The organism is Chryseobacterium sp. ERMR1:04 (assembly GCF_001297705.1).
GTDB lineage: Bacteria > Bacteroidota > Bacteroidia > Flavobacteriales > Weeksellaceae > Chryseobacterium.
The window spans coordinates 391,282-409,709 of record NZ_LIRF01000007.1 but is presented as its reverse complement, the minus strand read 5'-3'; the positions used below and the strand labels follow the sequence as shown (position 1 = coordinate 409,709).

Annotated in this window: 19 protein-coding genes, 1 tRNA gene and 1 pseudogene; 7 read left to right on the top strand and 14 right to left on the bottom strand. The window is 33.6% G+C overall.

Features of this window, described 5'->3' with window-relative positions; translation table 11 throughout:
• Positions 1 to 53 precede the first annotated feature (53 nt).
• Positions 54 to 2,951, bottom strand: coding sequence for a prolyl oligopeptidase family serine peptidase (locus tag AMQ68_RS16570; protein WP_054511718.1), 2,898 nt, complete (start codon positions 2,949 to 2,951; stop codon positions 54 to 56).
• 147 nt (positions 2,952 to 3,098) lie between these two features.
• On the opposite strand from AMQ68_RS16570, the gene htpG reads away from it, so the two are divergent.
• From htpG to AMQ68_RS16545, 5 genes are all read left to right on the top strand, one after another.
• Positions 3,099 to 4,991 carry a molecular chaperone HtpG gene (htpG, locus tag AMQ68_RS16565; RefSeq protein ID WP_054511717.1) on the top strand — a complete coding sequence of 631 codons (1,893 nt, stop codon included), beginning with the start codon at positions 3,099 to 3,101 and terminating at the stop codon, positions 4,989 to 4,991.
• A 140-nt stretch (positions 4,992 to 5,131) separates the two neighbouring features.
• Complete coding sequence (locus AMQ68_RS16560; protein WP_054511716.1) at positions 5,132 to 6,211, top strand: hypothetical protein; 1,080 nt, start codon at positions 5,132 to 5,134, stop codon at positions 6,209 to 6,211.
• Between the two features lie 12 nt (positions 6,212 to 6,223).
• Positions 6,224 to 6,784 (top strand): LemA family protein, encoded by a 561-nt coding sequence (locus AMQ68_RS16555; RefSeq protein ID WP_054511715.1) that lies wholly within the window; start codon positions 6,224 to 6,226, stop codon positions 6,782 to 6,784.
• Positions 6,785 to 6,790: 6 nt separating this feature from the next.
• Complete coding sequence (locus tag AMQ68_RS16550) at positions 6,791 to 7,153, top strand: hypothetical protein (protein WP_054511714.1); 363 nt, start codon at positions 6,791 to 6,793, stop codon at positions 7,151 to 7,153.
• 3 nt (positions 7,154 to 7,156) lie between these two features.
• Positions 7,157 to 7,948, top strand: coding sequence for a hypothetical protein (locus tag AMQ68_RS16545; protein WP_054511713.1), 792 nt, complete (start codon positions 7,157 to 7,159; stop codon positions 7,946 to 7,948).
• A 102-nt stretch (positions 7,949 to 8,050) separates the two neighbouring features.
• Here AMQ68_RS16545 and AMQ68_RS16540 read toward each other — a convergent pair whose 3' ends face one another.
• Together AMQ68_RS16540 and AMQ68_RS16535 are read right to left on the bottom strand one after the other, a co-directional pair.
• Positions 8,051 to 8,845 (bottom strand): alpha/beta hydrolase, encoded by a 795-nt coding sequence (locus AMQ68_RS16540; protein ID WP_054511712.1) that lies wholly within the window; start codon positions 8,843 to 8,845, stop codon positions 8,051 to 8,053.
• Between the two features lie 99 nt (positions 8,846 to 8,944).
• On the bottom strand, positions 8,945 to 9,241 hold the full coding sequence (locus AMQ68_RS16535; RefSeq protein WP_054511711.1) for an MGMT family protein: 297 nt from the start codon (positions 9,239 to 9,241) through the stop codon (positions 8,945 to 8,947).
• A gap of 189 nt (positions 9,242 to 9,430) precedes the next feature.
• Here AMQ68_RS16535 and AMQ68_RS25435 point away from each other — a divergent pair, with 189 nt between their 5' ends.
• Complete coding sequence (locus tag AMQ68_RS25435; RefSeq protein ID WP_185113406.1) at positions 9,431 to 9,577, top strand: hypothetical protein; 147 nt, start codon at positions 9,431 to 9,433, stop codon at positions 9,575 to 9,577.
• A 308-nt stretch (positions 9,578 to 9,885) separates the two neighbouring features.
• Here AMQ68_RS25435 and AMQ68_RS16530 read toward each other — a convergent pair whose 3' ends face one another.
• The 5 genes and pseudogenes from AMQ68_RS16530 to AMQ68_RS16510 all read right to left on the bottom strand — a co-directional run bounded on the left by AMQ68_RS16530 (position 9,886) and on the right by AMQ68_RS16510 (position 13,864).
• Positions 9,886 to 10,860, bottom strand: a complete 975-nt coding sequence (locus AMQ68_RS16530; protein WP_054511710.1) for a deoxyhypusine synthase family protein — start codon at positions 10,858 to 10,860, stop codon at positions 9,886 to 9,888.
• 26 nt (positions 10,861 to 10,886) lie between these two features.
• Positions 10,887 to 11,552 carry a hypothetical protein gene (locus AMQ68_RS16525; protein ID WP_054511709.1) on the bottom strand — a complete coding sequence of 222 codons (666 nt, stop codon included), beginning with the start codon at positions 11,550 to 11,552 and terminating at the stop codon, positions 10,887 to 10,889.
• A 135-nt stretch (positions 11,553 to 11,687) separates the two neighbouring features.
• Positions 11,688 to 12,068: a GreA/GreB family elongation factor gene (locus tag AMQ68_RS16520; RefSeq protein WP_054511708.1), complete on the bottom strand. Its 381-nt coding sequence runs from the start codon at positions 12,066 to 12,068 to the stop codon at positions 11,688 to 11,690.
• Between the two features lie 342 nt (positions 12,069 to 12,410).
• Positions 12,411 to 12,803 carry an alternative ribosome rescue aminoacyl-tRNA hydrolase ArfB gene (gene arfB / locus AMQ68_RS16515; RefSeq protein WP_054511707.1) on the bottom strand — a complete coding sequence of 131 codons (393 nt, stop codon included), beginning with the start codon at positions 12,801 to 12,803 and terminating at the stop codon, positions 12,411 to 12,413.
• Between the two features lie 39 nt (positions 12,804 to 12,842).
• Positions 12,843 to 13,864, bottom strand: a pseudogene (locus tag AMQ68_RS16510) (AMP-binding protein).
• 98 nt (positions 13,865 to 13,962) lie between these two features.
• Here AMQ68_RS16510 and AMQ68_RS16505 point away from each other — a divergent pair.
• Positions 13,963 to 14,033: transfer RNA gene (locus AMQ68_RS16505), tRNA-Gln, on the top strand.
• Between the two features lie 153 nt (positions 14,034 to 14,186).
• Here the strand turns inward: AMQ68_RS16505 and AMQ68_RS16500 are convergent.
• The 6 genes from AMQ68_RS16500 to AMQ68_RS16475 form a co-directional block, all read right to left on the bottom strand.
• Entirely contained in the window at positions 14,187 to 15,131 is a 945-nt protein-coding gene (locus tag AMQ68_RS16500; protein ID WP_054509277.1) for a transposase, read from the bottom strand.
• 28 nt (positions 15,132 to 15,159) lie between these two features.
• The gene (locus tag AMQ68_RS16495) at positions 15,160 to 15,513 is read right to left on the bottom strand and encodes a hypothetical protein (protein ID WP_054509276.1); all 354 of its coding nucleotides are present in this window, start codon (positions 15,511 to 15,513) and stop codon (positions 15,160 to 15,162) included.
• 91 nt (positions 15,514 to 15,604) lie between these two features.
• The gene (locus AMQ68_RS16490) at positions 15,605 to 16,312 is read right to left on the bottom strand and encodes a DUF6090 family protein (protein ID WP_054511706.1); all 708 of its coding nucleotides are present in this window, start codon (positions 16,310 to 16,312) and stop codon (positions 15,605 to 15,607) included.
• A gap of 36 nt (positions 16,313 to 16,348) precedes the next feature.
• A complete protein-coding gene (locus AMQ68_RS16485) occupies positions 16,349 to 17,167 on the bottom strand; it encodes a DUF5694 domain-containing protein (RefSeq protein WP_054511705.1) in 819 nt (272 codons plus the stop codon).
• 373 nt (positions 17,168 to 17,540) lie between these two features.
• Entirely contained in the window at positions 17,541 to 17,780 is a 240-nt protein-coding gene (locus tag AMQ68_RS16480) for a hypothetical protein (protein ID WP_054511704.1), read from the bottom strand.
• Positions 17,749 to 18,108, bottom strand: coding sequence for an exonuclease domain-containing protein (locus tag AMQ68_RS16475; RefSeq protein ID WP_123905729.1), 360 nt, complete (start codon positions 18,106 to 18,108; stop codon positions 17,749 to 17,751). The genes AMQ68_RS16480 and AMQ68_RS16475 overlap by 32 nt, the downstream gene beginning before the upstream one ends.
• Positions 18,109 to 18,428: the final 320 nt, after the last annotated feature.

Below are 18,428 nucleotides of genomic sequence, written 5' to 3'. Positions count from 1 at the left end.
TATTTAACAAAATCGGCGGCACCTTTGGTGCCGCCGATTTTTATTTATCAATGTTAAGGCTTTTCGTCTGTTAACTCAAATCCCCAATCTTTTCCTTTTTGCGTGGCAGGAACACCTTTTGTCATCCAAGCCGGAGCTTTGGCACCTTTAAGGTAATAATCAAAAAACTGCTGTTCACGGATTTGGATATCTTTTCTGTTCTGGCGTTTCATAAGATTGTGATCATCTCCATTATAATTCAGAAGCCAAACCTGTTTCCCCAAACGGCGTAATGCGGTAAACATTTCAATTCCCTGATACCAAGGCACTGCTCCATCTTTATCATTACTCATAATTACGACCGGAGTTTTCACTTTATCCATTGTAAAAAGTGGTGAATTTTTAATATAAAGATCCGGCGCTTCCCATAGATTTTTCCCTAATCTACTCTGGGATTTTTCATACTGGAACTGTCGGTTCATTCCTGAAGACCATCTGATTCCTCCATAAGCAGAAGTCATATTAACAACTGGAGCACCACTCCATGCCGCAGCATACATATTGGTATGAGCAATAAGATAGGCCACTTGGTAACCTCCCCAACTTTGCCCCTGAATTCCTATTTTAGCAGCATCTACCCAAGAATTTTCTTTTAACTTTTCAACTCCTGAATTGATGTACTCCATTGCCGATTCTCCGGGAAAACCGTCGATATAAGAAATATCAGGAGTAAAAACCAAATATCCGTTGCTCACAAAATAAGAAATATTTAATCTTGAAGGCGTTGGAGCCGGAGCTACATAACGATTCAGATTATCCGAAAGTTTTTCATAGAAATAGACAATCATAGGATATTTTTTATTTGGGTCAAAATTTTCCGGTTTGTATACAACTCCTGTAGATGTATTTCCTTTGGGTGTTGTCCAGTTTACCAATTCGTCTGTTCCCCAATTGTAAAGCTTTTGCTGTGGATTGGTATCACTCAGCTTGTCCTGTTTAGAGAAATCTGATGTCGCAAAAATATTGGGAGAATCAGTATATGATTCTTTAATTAAAACATATTCTTCCGCATTTTTTGCTTTTTGAAGCGTTCTGTATCCCCAGACATTTTCCATTTGAATCTTTATAGGATCAATGTTTGAATGAATAGATGTTTTAAAAATTCCGTTCGCTTTGGATGTATTATCAAAAGCCGACAAATAAATAGAAGATTTTCGGTTTAAACTTTTAATATCTTTATCTAAATCGTATGTTTCAAATGTTATTTTATTTTTACGTCCGAATCCATTTGTAATATTTCTTGGCTTTTTTGAACCGTTAAGGAAAAACTCCCAAAGATCATAACGGTCTTTGATAATCACAGATTCATCATTATCCGTCCATGATGCGATCCCATAGGGGTCAGGAAAATCCGGCATATCAAACTCTTCATCCACGAAAGAAACTGGCAATTCGCTATTCAAAGGAAGTGTTAGCTTTGTCTTCACATTATAGCTGAACCACTTTCCTTTTTCTCTGTCAAAAATCACAACAAACTTACCTAGCGGAGATACAGCAACCGAGCCATTAAGATTGTGAATGATTTCTGTTCTTTCCCCAGTTTTATTATCGATAATGAAGTATGTCTTCTTTGTTGACCCTTCCCATTGTGAAGAAATGCGGTTATTCAAACTGGTGATACCTAGCGCAAATTCAGCATTTCCCTCGTTTACCACTCGTAAAGTATCCAAATCTACCCCATCAATATTTTTGAACAAATTGGGTTTTTCCGTTTGCATTACTGCTGCATAAGATTTTTTCAGATCATCTTTCAACTCCTTTAGTTGTACCGTTTGCAGATAATCATCTTTATAATTCCAAATATCCACAACCGCATGGTCATTTGCAATCATAGCGGTATCTTTTGCTATAGGTTTTGGGGCAACACCAAAATAGAGCTGCTTCCCGTTTTTGCTGAATTTGGGTAAACGGTTTTCAGAAATCACCCAGTTCTTTTTCATTTCCGAATTGTCATTGGTTATAATTTCTTTTTTATTTCCTTTAAAATTAAAATAATACAGCTGATACAGTTTCACTAAATCATTCTGTGCAGAAGAAGTTCCTACAAATGCCAACTGGCTTCCTTCTTCATCAAGAGACAACTGGGAAAAATCACCTTCCATTTCAGAAATTTTATCTACAGCACCTGTCTGCAAATTAACTACCTGTACGGTTTGAAATGCATATTTCTTTGGCTTTGATTTATTCGTCTCTTTTTTAGTAACAGATTTTTCATCTAATGAATCTTTCTTCTCATTTTTATCTTTACTGGTTTTCTCTTCAGGCTTTTTAGTTACAAAAACGAGCTGTTTTCCATTTTTACTGAATTCATAGCGGAATACATTCTCATAGGTTGTACTTTTTCCATTCAACAGATTTCGCACCACCAACTGCAATGGCTTTGCATTTTCATCGTCATCTTTTTTTTCGTCTCCATCTTCCTTATCAGAAGCATCATCCGAAGATTTATCTTTTATATTTTCCAGAATATAAGCAACATAAGAATCTCCTTTTTCAGGAATTTTAAATCCTTTTACATTAGGTATTTTTTCCGTTTTACCATTCAAAAAATCAACTATCGCAAGACTGTCTTTTGTTAATTTATTCTTTTTTAGTTTTTTATCCTTTACCGCTTTTACATCTTGATACAACGGACGAATTTGGAAAACAGCAAACCTGGAATCATTCGTAAATTCTAATTTTGTACCTCTTGCAAACGTTTTTGAATTTTTATTTTTAACTGAATATAACGAAAGGTTGGGATTTCCCTCCTGAGCATCCACAGAATAGGCGATCCATTTTCCATCATTTGAGATTTTTCTAGCCCCCATATTTTGCCAGCTATCGTAGACAGAATGGTTCAAAGGTGTTTTCTGTCCATACATAAAGCAGGTCATGATGAGCAGAATAAAAACTGTACATTTCAACTTCATTTTAAAAAATTTTTTGAGGATTAAAAGTAAGACATTTCATTGAAAATCCATAAACTCCTCATTCCATTATAAATGATGCCAATCTGTCACTTTCTAGCGTGTGGTATTTTTTTTGTGAATAACAACACAAATCAAAACTAAATTATTATGACTAAAGGAAATATTAATGTGTCTGTGGAAAACATTTTCCCGCTTATCAAAAAATTTCTTTACAGTGATCACGAAATATTCTTGAGAGAGCTCATCTCTAATGCAACGGATGCTACTTTAAAATTAAAACATTTAACAAGTATCGGCGAAGCGAAAGTAGAGTACGGAAATCCGAAGCTTGAAGTGAAAATTGATAAAGAACAAAAAACACTTCGCATCATCGACCAAGGAATTGGGATGACTGCAGAAGAAGTTGAAAAATACATCAATCAGGTTGCTTTTTCAGGAGCTGAAGAGTTTTTGGAAAAATATAAAGACACTGCAAAAGATTCAGGAATTATCGGTCATTTCGGACTAGGGTTTTACTCTGCGTTTATGGTGGCTGAGAAAGTGGAAATCTTAACTAAATCTTACAAAGATGAACCAGCAGTTCGTTGGATCTGTGACGGAAGCCCGGAATTCACTCTTGAAGAAACAACAGATAAAACGGATAGAGGAACTGAAATCATTCTTCATATTGCAGAAGATTCATTAGAATTTTTAGAAGAAGCAAAAATCCGTGAACTGTTATTAAAGTATAATAAATTCATGCCTGTTCCTATTAAGTTCGGAACAAAAACACATACGTTACCTTTACCTGAGGATGCTCCGGAAGACGCTGTTGCAGAAACTGAGGAAGTAGATAATATTATCAACAACCCAACACCGGCATGGACGGTTGCTCCAAGTGATTTGACGAGTGAAGATTACATGACATTCTATCATGAGTTGTACCCGATGCAGTTTGAGGAGCCTTTATTCAATATTCACTTGAATGTAGATTATCCTTTCAACTTAACAGGAATTTTATTCTTCCCTAAATTGAGCAACAATTTAAATATCGAGAAAGATAAAATTCAATTATACCAAAACCAAGTATATGTAACGGATGAAGTAAAAGGTATCGTTCCAGATTTCTTGATGCTTCTTCGTGGTGTTATTGATTCTCCGGATATTCCATTGAACGTTTCTCGTTCTTACCTTCAGGCTGATGGTGCTGTAAAGAAAATTTCTTCTTACATCACTAAAAAAGTAGCCGACAAAATGGCTTCTTTAATTAACGAAAACCGTGCAGATTACGAGCAAAAATGGAATGACATTAAAATCGTTATCGAATACGGAATTGTTACTGAAGAGAAATTTGCAGAAAAGGCAGACAAGTTCACTTTATATCCTACAACTGACGGAAAATATTTCCTTTGGAGTGAATTAGAAGAGAAATTAAAGCCGACACAAACGGATAAAGATGGTAATTTAATCATTCTTTATGCTTCTAATGCTGATGAGCAGCACAGCTACATTCAGTCTGCAAAAGATAAAGGATACGAAGTTCTTCTTTTAGATTCTCATATCATTCCTCACGTGATCCAGAAACTGGAAACTTCTAAAGAGAAAATCTCATTTGCAAGAGTAGATGCAGATCATGTAAATAATCTGATCAAAAAAGACGAGCCTACTATTTCTAAATTAAATGATACTGAAAAAGAATCTTTAAAAAAGAATGTTGAAGAGGCTGTTAAAGACTCAAAATTCACGGTTCAGTTAGAGGATCTAGACAGTAATGATGCTCCATTCACCATTACTCAGCCCGAGTTTATAAGAAGAATGAAAGATATGCAGGCAACTGGCGGCGGCGGAATGTTTGGAATGGGTAACCTTCCTGAAATGTACAACCTTGTCGTAAACTCTAACAGTGAATTTGCTAACCAGATCTTAAAAACTGAAAATGCAGAAGAAAAAGAAGGATTGGTAAAGCATGCTTTAGATTTAGCTAAACTTTCTCAAAATTTATTGAAAGGAAAAGATCTTACTGATTTTATCCAGAGAAGCTATAAGCAACTAGAAAAATAGTTTAATTAATTATATTGTGGTTTCGGGGTCGACTTTGTCGACCCCGAAACTTTTTATATACACCTCATTACTCATCACCTTTTTTAGCATGATTAAGTAATTTTAAAAATCTTACATTTGCAAAACACACCAATTTACAAATGTTTGAGATTACGATCCAGATGCTTCCTTTTCTGATGTTTTTTAGTTTGGGTATTGCACTTTTTCACACTGTTATTCTGACAGCATTACTAGAGCTCAAGATCAAACCAACGTGGATCATGTTTATCATTGATCCTTTGATTATTGCTTTAGGATATTATTTCTTTCCTCACCAATCAGGATTTATATTTATCGGACTTTTTATTTCCGTTTTTGTATTAGCAATTATCGCTATGATCATGAAAGGAATAGAAAGTATTGTTGATTCTTTCAAAAAAGCAAGACAAGAGAAAAAGCCTATCTGGAAAATTATTTTAGGTGGTTTTGGAATCCTTTTCGTTTACCTGGGATTTTTTTATTTTGGGATCTACTCTATTTTTATAATTTTCTTTATCATCATTCTCAGTTCTATTTTACCCAGTAATAAAAATAGATTTTTCTTTTACCAAAGAAACCTTCCAACGTCTAAAATTAAAAGTGTTGCCATAGGTTTAGCAGAAATTTGTGGAAAGGCAAAAGCCATAGAACCTGTATTTTCATCTTACAGCACGACAAAATGTGTCGGATATATTTATACGGTAGACGAAATTACCGAATCTAGAGATGACGACGGAAAAACAAGCAAATCATATCGTGAAATTAAACGAAAAATAGGCTTCAATAATTTTTTACTGCAAGATGATTCTGGAAGTATTGAAGTGGTACCCGACAAAATAGAATGGATAAGCTTCTGGCCCACCACAGAAATAGAAGCCGGAAACCAACGGTATCGCGAATATATTTTAGATGAAAAAACGGAGATTCTGATGATCGGGCAAGCTTTTTATGAAGATGCAAAAACGATTTTCAGATATGATGACAATAAAAAGCTTTTCGGGATGGCTCCTTTACAATGGGTTAATTTTGCTAATAAATGGAGGCCTTTAAAATTAAAAGCCGTCGCTACTTTATTATGCATTGCTCTTTTTTCAGCTTTTATTATATTGATTCCTGTAAAAGCCAGTGGAACTAAACTTATTTTCGAATCAGTAAACTGGAAAGAAAACTTTTCTAAAAACCCTTTTGATATCTTTAAATAAAACTAATAAACAATGCTTATTCCATTACTTATTTTCATCATTGTGATTGTTGCTGTTGTTTCGTTTCTGGTAAAATCTTATAACCAGATTGTAATCCTTAGAAACAACGTAGACAAAGCATTCTCCAATATTGATGTTATGCTGAAACAGCGGGCAGATGAAGTTCCCAATTTGGTTCGTGTTGTAAAAGCAACTGCACTGTATGAAAACACAACCCTGAAGGAGCTTGTTGCCCTTCGGAGTCAATATCTACAATCAGAAAATACAGACAATAAAATAAAAATTGCACAAGGCATTAACGGAGGAATCAAATCTCTTCTAATTTCTATCGAAAGTTATCCTGAAATAAAAGCGTCACAATCTTATTTGGAGCTCCAGAAAAGATTAAGTGATCTGGAAAATATGATCGCTGACCGTCGTGAATATTTTAACGATTCAATCAATTTATACAATACCGGAATTCAAGTTTTTCCGGATGTATTGTTTGCAAAAATAATGAGGTATCAAAAAATGAAAATGCTGGAGTTTTCAGAGAAAGAAATAGAATATAACGGTGTTAAACTTTACAATTAAATAAACATGGTCATAGATTTAGGCATTATAGGAGACTTCGTAAACTCCCGAAAATTTTGGGGAACAATGGCTATTGGTTTTCCAGTGGTTACGATCGGACTTTTTGTTTTATACAGTATTGTTAGGAAAATTACGTTCTTAAAAAACATTGTGCAATATGTTTTTTTGACTTACGGACTGTCGATTTTACTATTTATGCCCATCCTATTTTTCTCTGCATTTCTGGAAACCGAAAAGCTGAAACTCGCACTTATTTACCTTATTATCCTATTTTTCGTTTCAATATTTACGCTACTTAACCAACGGGAATGCATCAATTTTATGAAAGAAGTTTCAAAAATGAAAAATTTTAATGCTAATAAATCTTAAACGATGTGGTATACTTTAATTTTTACGGCCATTATTATCATTCTGCTTGTCATCAAAAAGAAAAAAAAAGGAGCAAGTATTTCGATAACCGGACTTATTTTGCCCACCCTTGCGATCCTTTTTATTTCAGGAATGTTCTTTTTCTTAGCCGGAATTGTTGGTCAATCAACCTACGCTTATTTCTTTGAGAAAAAATATGATGCTAAGGTCGTAAGATATGAATATACCGATGGAGATTCAGAATCAGATCCGGTACCTATTGCTATTGTAGAGTTTAAAAATGACCAAAACCAAACCATTCAAAAATCAATTGGCTACGGAGCAAGCCATCCTATAGAAATTGGAAAAACCATAAAAGTCTCTTATAAAGAAGGGGATAAATACATCAAAAACATGAGTTTCTGGGAGCAAAAACTCATTGTATCGCTGGTTCTTATCTTCTTTTTCATCTTCACGATTGCCATTATTGGAATTACAATGTATGCTCTCAATCGTGACATTTCATTTATCGGAGCGATTATTATGGGGTTTGTAATATATGTTGTTTTTCCCGGGGCTATGCTATTTTTCATCATCATACTTTCTTGGGTAATGTGGGAATATTTCCAGGGAAGAAAAGACGATATGCCCATTTGGGCGTTAGGAATCTGTAGTTTATTTGTCACCCTTCTTATTCCGGCCTTGATAGGATATTGCAAAACACTTTTCGAAAAAGAAGATTTCATGCAAAGTAACAGAAGATCCAAGGTCATCAAAACAAGAATCTTAAAGTTCAGCAAGAAGAATCCAAAATAAAATATGGTGAAATCAGCTCTTTTGAATTCTCAATCTAGTTGATATTATCCAATAGATAAAGACGACTAAAAGCCGCCTTCAAATTTTTATACTACTCGATTTCTATAAATTGTCAATCGCTTTTAGAATTTCCTTGGGCTCATCTTTTAAACCTTGAATATGCTCAGCCTTATTTTCAAGAAAAAGTTTAGGTTCTGAAGCATTTTTAAAAAATTCCTGTCCTTGAGAAAAAGGAATTGTGGTATCATTCTTACTATAGATAAATAGCTTAGGAAGGCCTTGTGTAAATTTCACATCTTCTTTTGCAGCGTACACGTTTTGTAACATCTGGTTGATAAAATCTTTGTACTGCGGAGCATGAACTGCCGCAATGTCTGCAAAAGATGACATTCCACCATCTATGATTAATCCTGATATTTTATCTTTATTTTCTCTTGCCAAATGAGTAGCAATCTGAGAACCCAGTGAAGCTCCGTAAATATATACTTTAGTGTTCTTGATCTCTGGTTTGCTTAGTAAGAAGTCAAATATCTTTTGTCCATCTGCAGCTACATTCACATGAGTAGGTTTTCCTGTTGATTTCCCATATCCTCTAAAATCTATCATTACCACTTGAAAACCATTATCCACTAAAGGCTTTGTAATATATTGATAGGTTGAAATATTTCCATTGGCCCCGTGAAAAAACAGAATCGTCTTCTTTATATTATTAGTTTGAGGCTTTACGACTACTGCGGTAATCGTATCATTATCTACAGGAAACGCAATAAATGTTGGATTTGAAAATTCTAACAGCTTCATTTCTTTACTCGGCTGGTAAAATTTATCGTCCATTTGAGCTTTAGATAAGCAAACTGTAAGTAAGAAAAGTACAGTAAATAACAGTTTTGTTTTCATGGTTTAATTAATTTTATGAGACAAAACTAAACCCTTCGAATAAGCCTTACCAAAAAAAGCGACTCAGCTGTATTTTTTATGTACTGAACGGTAGGAATCCTATAATTCATCCAAAGGATTCCAAAAAAGTTTCTTGAAATTTTTAATTCTGAAATTCTCCACCTCGATTCCTTCTGCTTCTAATTTGACTTGAAATTCCGGAACGGATAAAGCTCCTGAACTTGAAATTACCCGATGCGCAGGAACATCCTTAGGACAACCTCCCATTGCCTTTCCTACATGGCGGGAATGATTAGGGTAACCGACTGCTTTTGCAATCGCTCCGTAGCTTGTTACTCTTCCTTTGGGAACCAGTTTGGTTATTTCCCAGACTTGTTGTTTGAATATTTCGTCCATTTTTTTGTTTTTATTTTAAAACGCTTACCTATTTTTAACGCAAAGATCGCAAAGTTTTTTTTGAAATGTTTGAAAATATTTTTCGTTCGCAAAGGTGTTTCACTTAGCAAAATTCACTAAATGATCTTGTTTTGCATCATTTTTGAACTTCACTTGCTTCAATGGTGTTTCTCATTAAAATATAAAGTTATGAAAAAATCATTTTTTAAACTCGTAAACAAAATCAATAAAGCTGTTTTACCGAAATTGAGTGATAAAGATCCGAATACATTGACTAAAGTTCAGAAAGGGATTTTGGCGTATCGTTATTTCGTGCTGACTAATTCTTTGGACTGACAGTTTTGCGTGAGGGATATGGAGGGTGCGAACGAAGCGAGCAGTGCAAAGTACCGAAACGAAGTGGAGCCCGGAGAAGCCCGACCCGAGATTTGGGTTTAGCTTTGGAGAGGGGCACGCCCATATTTTTCCTTTGATGCTGTTTATTTAAACACAAATTTCACAAATAATTTTTCACGAATTACACAAATATTTGTGTAATTCGTGAAAATCTGAGGTTAATAAAAATAAAAAAACGCTCCAAAAAATTGAAGCGTTTATATATGAGATTCTTCCTTCGCCAGACTGACAAATGGATGAATTATTTCTTAAGAATTCTCTAAGATGTAAGAGAACATCAATGGTGCACAAATAGTTGCATCACTTTCAACGATATATTTCGGTGTTGTGATATCTAATTTACCCCAAGTGATTTTCTCATTTGGAACAGCTCCTGAGTACGAACCGTAAGACGTCGTAGAATCAGAAATCTGACAGAAATAAGACCAGAACGGAATGTCGTGCATTTCCATATCCTGATACAACATTGGAACCACACAGATTGGGAAATCTCCTGCGATACCTCCACCAATTTGGAAGAATCCTACTCCTTTTCCACCTGAGTTTTTAGTGTACCAATCAGCCAAATAAGCCATATATTCAATACCTGATTTCATTGTAGAAAACTGTAATTCTCCTTTGATACAATAAGAAGTGAAGATGTTACCCATTGTTGAATCTTCCCATCCCGGAACTACAATTGGTAAATTTGCTTCTGCAGCAGCGATCATCCAAGAGTTTTCTCTAGGGATTTCGTAATACTGCTCCAACACTCCTGAAAGGATCATTTTATACATATATTCATGCGGGAAATATCTTTCTCCTTTCGCTTCAGCATCTTTCCAGATCTCAACGATGTGTTTCTGCAATCTTCTGAAAGCTTCTTCTTCAGGAATACAAGTATCTGTAACTCTGTTTAGACCTCTTTCTAAAAGAGCCCACTCGTCCTGAGCAGTAAGATCTCTGTAATGCGGAACTCTTTCGTAGTGAGAATGTGCCACCAAATTCATTAGATCTTCTTCAAGATTCGCCCCGGTACAAGAGATAAAATCTACTTTTCCCTGACGGATCATTTCAGCAAGAATCTTCCCTAATTCAGCAGTTGACATTGCCCCCGCCAAAGTAATCATCATTTTTCCACCATCTTTAAGATGTGCAACATACCCTTTAGATGCGTCTACCAATGCAGCTGCATTGAAGTGCAGGTAATATTTCTCTATAAATTCAGTAATCGGTTTGCTCATTATTTTGATTTTTGCAAAGATAAAACTTAAAAACGGAATGTAGCGGCAGCACTTAAAGAAACTCTGTGCAAGCCTTCTTTTTGATCATCACCAAACTCAATTGTTCTTCCGTCAATCTTCATTTTGTTTAGTGTTCCAGCTGTCATTCCCAATTTTGGACCAATTAAAAAGTTTTTGGAAACCTGGTATTGGTAGGCAAAATTAATTTCTGCTCCCAGGTTAGAACCTGTTCCTTTTACATTTCCTGTTTTTGTGGTGTATGAAATTACTCCCAATCCCATATCCAAATACATTTTGTGTCTCGTTGCCTCGCTAAAGTTAGAGATCATTACCGCAGGACCAAAGAAAGAGATGTGGTCTTTCGTAGTAACAGGAATAGACATAGGCATTCCGTTTTGTCCATATCCTAAAAGAAAACCGTCACTTGATGCACTGTAATTAGAATATTTTACTCCAATGGCTACGATATTTTTTAAATGATAATAAGCTGAAATATCGAAATTAACTCCGCTTTTCAATCCTTTTACATAATCCTGCTCTGCTTTTGATAATCCTGACGCTGTTTTAGCCGTTCTCCATGCATATCCTACAGAAGGAATAATTGTTATTTTTGGTGCTTTATTTTCTGTTTGTTGAGCAAAAGAAAGTAAAGAAATTGAAAACACTCCTAGCGTTATTAGTTTTTTAATCATTATTTTAATTTTTTGCAAAAGTACCATTTTTATTTAAAAACCGCTACTACAGATCGTTTCAGTGGCTTTAAAACATTCAAAAAGTACAGCTTATAGGGCTGTACTTTTCTTTAATCCAACAAGGTATCACTAAAATTATTCTTTGAAAGTTTCTACTTTTAGAATTTCAATTTTTCTTTCGCCTTCTTTAAAAGGCCACTCAATTACATCTCCCACTTTATATCCAACTGTTGCTAATGCAATATCGGAAAGGATAGAATATTTATTTTTTTTAGGTTTAGCTTTGGTTGTTGATACAAAAACATATTCGTGTTCGAAATCTTGCGTATGGTCTTTGATTGTCACTTTTCGATCAACAGTCACAACATCGGAAGGCAGATCTCTTCTTAAAACCTGTTTAGCTTTTCTAAGCTCTCCAGTCAATCTGTTTTCCTCATTCTTACTTACTTTTTTTCTTCTTAAATGATCTTTTATAGCATCATATATTCCGGTAGTTACAATAATGTTATCTGACATATTTATTTTATTAACAAGATTAAATAACATGCATTTTTTAGTGATCCAACATAGAAAACTGTGTGAATTATTTTGCCATTTCTCCTATGAAAAATTACATGTAAACGATAAATAAACTTGGAAATCTCCCCCGCCTTGGATCTGACAGGGCTTAATTGATAAAGTCCTTAGAACTTTTTAAAAATGAATCTGTATGCAAATAAAGTAACGACAACAAAAGCCCGGAAAAATGGCTTTTCGTAGAAAGAGAAATTGCTGTTGTCATATTGTTACTGCTTGAATTTTTACTAAGATAGCAAATATGTTTCTATAAAACAAAGAAATACCATTTCTATCCTTTGATTAATATTTGAACTTTCTGTTTTCTTTCTTTTCAGACATTTTCTTTTTGGTATCAAGTCTTTTTTCTTTTTTCGCTCGGGAAGGCTTTGTCGCGATTCTTGTTTTCGGAACAATTAAAGCTTTATTCACGATGTCTATAATTTTTTCAATCGCTTTATTTTTGTTCATTAATTGGGTTCTGCTTTCAGATACGGTTAAGAATAAAAATCCTTCCAGATTGATTCTGTTTTTTAGTTTTTCCTGAATTAATGCTTTTTGCCTTTCATTAAAAAATTCAGATTCCGAAACTTTCCAAAGTACCGTTACAGCAGTTTCAACTTTATTAACGTTCTGCCCTCCTGCCCCACTGCTGCGGGAAGTTTTAAAATTGAGTTCTTTTGAAAAATCTTTCATTTTTAAGATCATTGGATTAAAGGGTAAAGATAAAAGACTTTACAATATGTTTTTTAATTCTGTTCTATTCACTTTTCCGTTTGGTGTTCTTGGAATTGTATCTATAAAAATAATTTCTTTCGGTTTGTGGAATTTTTTATCAAATGAAATATTCCCTATTTTTTCAATGATACCCTTCAACTTTTCTCCTTCAATAACCAACACTAATTTTTGTCCCAAACGTTCATCATTCAGTCCTAAAAATACAACTTCATTCGGAATTTCTTTTTTAACCAAGGCTTCCAATTCTTCAGGGAAAATTTTTGCGCCTCCAGAATTAATTACATTATCTATTCGCCCTAAAAACCTAAACTTATTTCCATCCTTAATCTCAACTAAGTCATTAGTTTCCAATATCTCAGCATTTACATTAGGTGCCCATATCCTCAAACAACCTCTTTCATCTTTGGTAACAGAAACATTTTCAAAGGCTGTAAAGTACTCTTCTGCTTGTGGAACCAATTGCTTTAGGGCAATATGAGAAAGTGTCTCCGACATTCCATACGTTTCAAAGATTTGAGTTTGAGCATTTGAAAGTTTGAGAGCCTGAAAAATTTTATGTTTCAGATTTTCGGAGACTGAAGCACCGCCAATGATTAGATTTTTAATGAAATGAAGTTTATCCAGTGAATTTTCAACCTGTAAAGGAGTCATGGCGCAGAAAGCTATTTCTTCTTCTAAATTTTCAAGTGGTTTTAAAGATGGATCAGCTATTATCAATTTCATTTTACGTTCAAAAGATCGCACCATCATCATTTTTCCTGAAATATATTCCACTGGAAGACATAGCAATGCTGTATTCTCTTCTTTTAAATCTAAAAAGTTGCAGGTCATCACCGCAGAATTGATCATCTTTTTCTTTTCAATATCAAAAAGCTTCGGAACCCCTGTAGAACCTGAAGTCTGAACTTTTACTGTTTCAGCATCCGATAACCAGTCCTCTAAAAAAAAATCACTTTTTTTTCAAATTCCGTTCGCGAATGTAAATTATTAATTATGAGATTATTGAAGTCTATCACCATGTTTACCGCCTTAAAAAGTTATGTAAATTTAAAAAAAACTTTAAAAAGTTCTTGCAAATAATGAAAAAAGCTGTAAATTTGCATCACCAAAATATAACAGACCCATGGTGTAACGGTAGCACTCTGGTTTTTGGTACCATCAGTTGGGGTTCGAATCCCTGTGGGTCTACATATTATCAGGAGAAATGATTATTATCGTTTCTCCTGTTTTCTTTTTGAGGCAGCTCATTGTTTCAAGTTCCCATTTTATAGGATCACTTTTATCAATGGCGATGTGGCGGATCAAGAAAGTCTAAACCGGATCAATACCAAAAGTTGGGGACTAGGCAAAAAGTTTAGATAATCTAAATAGGAAAAACGATTTATCTCGCACACCTCTAAGTTGTAATCTGAAGTTTTTTATTTTGGCATTGAAAGACTCAGCTGCAGCATTCGTGCTACGAGCATTAAAATAATTGAGAATACCATCATAGTTTAATATAATTGTCCTAGTTAAGGTATTGAAGGATTTAAATCCGGATTCTTCCACATCTTTAAACCAATGGGCTAACTTTAACATGGCTACTGGTTTTTCAATGTTTTGATTATAGATTTTCCTGAGCCCATCTGATAAATTGTACGCTTTTTCTAAATCTGGATACTCTGAGAACAAGATTTTCGCCCTCTGTTTTTGTGATGGAGTCCACTTTTCTCTGGTTTTATAAAGTAAATATCTACTTCTTGCCAAAAGTTGCTTTCGAGTGTCACCGTTTAGGAAAATTTCAATTTGGAGATTTTCTTTCTTTTGCTTTGCTTCCAACAAAAGATTATTTTCTTGTTCAATAGCTTCCCAACGATGGCTTACCCTGATGTCCTGCAACGCTTCTATGGCTAATTTCTGAACATGGAAACGGTCGATAACCTGTATTGCTTTGGGGAAACATCTTTTGGCGATGAGTTTCATAGAACCAGCCATATCGAGTGTTATTTCTTTCACTCTCATTCTCGACCTTCTGCTGATTTTTAAAATATATTCAGCTATGATATTGCTTTTTGTACCTTTGATTACAGCTACAAGAGAACCTTTTTTGCCTTTTGCTTTTTTGGAAGTGAGAACACTGTACAGTTCTCCATCAGAAAGGGCAACTTCGTCCAAGGAAAGCTGCTCGGAGAGGTTTTCAGGGTAGAGAATCCAATCTTCTGCATGCGATTTTTGTTCCCAATCTTTAAAATTACTGATGCTTTGTTTGTACTGTCTTTGGAATTTTCTACCATCTACGCCGTACATCTCACCAATGGTTTTACAGGGAAGCGCTTTAGTATCTGCTGATTTTTTTTAAGAACTCTGCAAAATCTTGTGTCATGCGGGTTCCTTTGGCAATAAGATTCCAATCTCTTTGAATGATGTTTCCTGTTTTAGTATCAGTCCACCTTCTACGTCTGATGTGGAGCTTCACTGTTTTTCCGCGGAGAGGAAAATCATCTACCATAATTTCAGGAACAAAACCTTTTGACTGTAATATGAGCGAAGAAAATTCTTTTGGAACTGTATTTTTTTCTTCAAAGTAAATATGTAGAATTTTGTTTTCCTCTTCAAATTTTACAATCTCAAAATATTCAATCAAGAGTTCAGGTAAAAATAATTTAAGCAGTTCGGCATCATTTAACATACTACAAAAATATCATTTTTTATTTTCTCCCCAAGTTTTGGAACTGATCCTCTAAACCCACCACATTGGCAAACGGCGGTTGTGTGCCATTTTATTTATTCATCTCTTTTTCAATTGCTTTAATGAGTTCAGTTGCTCTAGGTTTTGTATTTTGGTCATAAACCCTTATATTATTCTTACCTAATTTGACAAGAAATTCGACTGTCTTCTTAAATTTTGGGTCTGAATATAATTTTTCTTCTGGTTTATCTGCATTTTCTATCATTTTATCAAAACTCTTAAACAAAAAATCATTGTACATTTTATCAACTTCGCTAACAGCCGGTACAAATATTTGGTAATAATTTAAGATGTTCTGTTTTAATTTTTCGTCTTCAATGTAGCCAATTTTACCACTTGACTTAAAACCTTCATAATTACCAATATTCATTTTTGGTCCATGTGAATAAATTGGGAAATCAACTTTATTTTTAGACTTATAAATACTGTCAAGTTGGGGAGCGGTTAATGATAAAATTTTCTCATACCCTATGTTTGAATCTTGGTATGCTTTCTTTTCAATGTCGATATTTTTAATATCATTCTTTAAATCATTCTTTAAATTACCAAGAAACACGGATGCTTCTTCTTGTTGATGCCTGTGTTCACTCCAACTGTGTAACCAAATTGAAAGGGTTACAGCAAATACAATAATGAAAATTTCAGTAAGTACTTCTTTTATTTTTTCTTTAAATGAATGTTCTTTATTGTTCATAGCAGATTGTATTTTTTTTGAGTGTTTTATGATTTCGTCTTGCATAGTTTTGTAATTTTAACTCTAGCTATTGGTGGCAGTTTATTTTAGTACGCTATTTACTTCAACGACTTCAAAGTCGTCATTATTTTCTAGCAGGTGTTTTAATATAGGAATATGTCCTTGTCCAAATATCAGGATAACGTATTTATCTTTTGCATCTATTTGTGTTATTACATTAGAATAAATTGCTAAATTTCTCAAATACCAATCAGAAACTGATTCCGCACCAATATAATTCTCTCCAGCACCAATTTTTGCATAATATTTTAAGTACAATGATAAGTTTTTCTGCAAAAGTTCTTTTGTGTTAATATACTTTAGTATTTCTGTAATTGAATTTCGCTTTGTTACATTATCTATTTCAAGCATAAAGTTATTCGCGGTACTACTTAATTCATTTAATATATATAGCTGATTTTTTTCTTTAGCAGTTACAGAAACTAAACTATCATGTTTCATTCCGTAAAATTCATCTACACAATTGATCTTTTTTAAATTTAATTTTTTAGCTAATCTAAAACCAATTTGTTCTCTTTCAGAAACTGTTAATGTATACCTGTTTTGGGAATATGCATTATACAAACTATCAGTTTGCTTTTGTTGATTAAATGGTTTTTCTATCATCACTTTATCAGCATTCGTTCGTTTTAAAAACCCAATCAATTCTTCCAGCTCCTTCTGTCTTTTCGGAGCTAAAAAATTGTCAGTTTTTAATTCATATTTATCTAAATGAGGCGTTTCAAAGTGAATGGTCCCGATCAGTAAGATCTTAGTTTTATGTTTAGATTCTTGTCCAAAAATTGTTGTTATTGATAAAAGTGTAATTAAAAAGATAGAAATTGTTTTAATAAAAGTCATTGTTTTAGATTGTTTATTAGTTTTTTATTGTTGTCGTTCTCCCAAATTACCGCTAGATATTGATCAATTATTTCTATCGTTTGATAGTGACACACAACGTTTCGGAGCTTCACACAGTTGCAAACTTCGAAGGTTTTTATTTTTGGCTAAAGATAAAACTTATTGCGAAACGTAAAGATGAATTCTTTACAAAATTCGCAAATGCTTGAAACGGCTTTTGGTAGAAGGTTTTTATTAATTTGAAATTATGCTTTTGGGTCAGAATTTTTAATCTTTTTTACATTCGGCCCAACATACGTAAATAGATTAATTTGTTGCAGCACTATTTAATTATCGTATTTTCAATTCATCACAAAAAGGCTAGTAACAGCAATTATTTTTCATTAAGAATTTGTTGTAATATCAATGCTGTTGCTTTTGCATCGTCTAATGCCCTATGAAATTTAAAATCTTCTTTTACATTCATTTTTTCTAAAACTCTTTCTAATGAAATTCCAGATGTAGAGATGTTGTTTTTTGCTAACCAATAAACACCCAATGCTCTGATGTCAAAACCTCCACCAACAAAATATTGATTATAATTAAATCCAAATTCTGTAAATTCTTTTCTCAAAAGCGGCAAGTCGTAGTACAATCCCCAACCTGCTAAAGTAGATTTTTTTTTCTCCGTACCAATCTAAAAACAGAAGAATTGCTTCATCAAAATACTTCTCATTTTCAACCATTTCATTTGTAATGTTTGTAATATCCGTGATTTCAGGTAGAATTGGAAAATGTTTTGGTTTTATTAAAATTGAGAATTCGCTTTTTATTTCAAAAGTTTTCTTGTCTAATTTTACAGCCCCTATTTCTATTATATTAGTTTCATTTATTTCATTTTTTCCAAAAGTTTTGCAACTTCCTTCTAAATCATAAATTACTAAATCACTTGAAAATTTCATATTATAGTTTTTAGGTGTTTTAAGTTTGCTTGCCACTAACTTTTCAAATTAATGCATTACGTCAATCCGATATATATATAACTTTCGTAAAGCTATTTCTGCCGCTAGTTTAAAATTTATTTTTACGATTTGATTATTAAACGATTATAATTTCTTTTTTTATTTTAATATTTATAATATTCAAAAATATACTCTTACTACGCAATCTATTGGCGTATCTTATTATACTTTTAATTATCATTTTTTTTCTTCATCTGTATGATTGTCAAGAATTTTAGCATATCGCTAATATGCTGCCTGGCCAATCCAAGTGGTTTAGA

Bases quoted from the DNA above. Each gene is read 5' to 3' on its own strand.
- AMQ68_RS16485 (WP_054511705.1), bottom strand. From the start codon at position 17,167: ATGACTTTTATTAAAACAATTTCTATCTTTTTAATTACACTTTTATCA.
- AMQ68_RS16550 (WP_054511714.1), top strand. From the start codon at position 6,791: ATGGTCATAGATTTAGGCATTATAGGAGACTTCGTAAACTCCCGAAAA.
- AMQ68_RS16540 (WP_054511712.1), bottom strand. From the start codon at position 8,845: ATGAAAACAAAACTGTTATTTACTGTACTTTTCTTACTTACAGTTTGC.
- AMQ68_RS16555 (WP_054511715.1), top strand. From the start codon at position 6,224: ATGCTTATTCCATTACTTATTTTCATCATTGTGATTGTTGCTGTTGTT.
- AMQ68_RS25435 (WP_185113406.1), top strand. From the start codon at position 9,431: ATGAAAAAATCATTTTTTAAACTCGTAAACAAAATCAATAAAGCTGTT.
- arfB (WP_054511707.1), bottom strand. From the start codon at position 12,803: ATGAAAGATTTTTCAAAAGAACTCAATTTTAAAACTTCCCGCAGCAGT.
- AMQ68_RS16535 (WP_054511711.1), bottom strand. From the start codon at position 9,241: ATGGACGAAATATTCAAACAACAAGTCTGGGAAATAACCAAACTGGTT.
- AMQ68_RS16495 (WP_054509276.1), bottom strand. From the start codon at position 15,513: ATGTTAAATGATGCCGAACTGCTTAAATTATTTTTACCTGAACTCTTG.
- AMQ68_RS16500 (WP_054509277.1), bottom strand. From the start codon at position 15,131: ATGTACGGCGTAGATGGTAGAAAATTCCAAAGACAGTACAAACAAAGC.
- AMQ68_RS16560 (WP_054511716.1), top strand. From the start codon at position 5,132: ATGTTTGAGATTACGATCCAGATGCTTCCTTTTCTGATGTTTTTTAGT.
- AMQ68_RS16570 (WP_054511718.1), bottom strand. From the start codon at position 2,951: ATGAAGTTGAAATGTACAGTTTTTATTCTGCTCATCATGACCTGCTTT.
- htpG (WP_054511717.1), top strand. From the start codon at position 3,099: ATGACTAAAGGAAATATTAATGTGTCTGTGGAAAACATTTTCCCGCTT.
- AMQ68_RS16545 (WP_054511713.1), top strand. From the start codon at position 7,157: ATGTGGTATACTTTAATTTTTACGGCCATTATTATCATTCTGCTTGTC.
- AMQ68_RS16525 (WP_054511709.1), bottom strand. From the start codon at position 11,552: ATGATTAAAAAACTAATAACGCTAGGAGTGTTTTCAATTTCTTTACTT.
- AMQ68_RS16530 (WP_054511710.1), bottom strand. From the start codon at position 10,860: ATGAGCAAACCGATTACTGAATTTATAGAGAAATATTACCTGCACTTC.
- AMQ68_RS16475 (WP_123905729.1), bottom strand. From the start codon at position 18,108: ATGAAATTTTCAAGTGATTTAGTAATTTATGATTTAGAAGGAAGTTGC.
- AMQ68_RS16520 (WP_054511708.1), bottom strand. From the start codon at position 12,068: ATGTCAGATAACATTATTGTAACTACCGGAATATATGATGCTATAAAA.
- AMQ68_RS16490 (WP_054511706.1), bottom strand. From the start codon at position 16,312: ATGCAAGACGAAATCATAAAACACTCAAAAAAAATACAATCTGCTATG.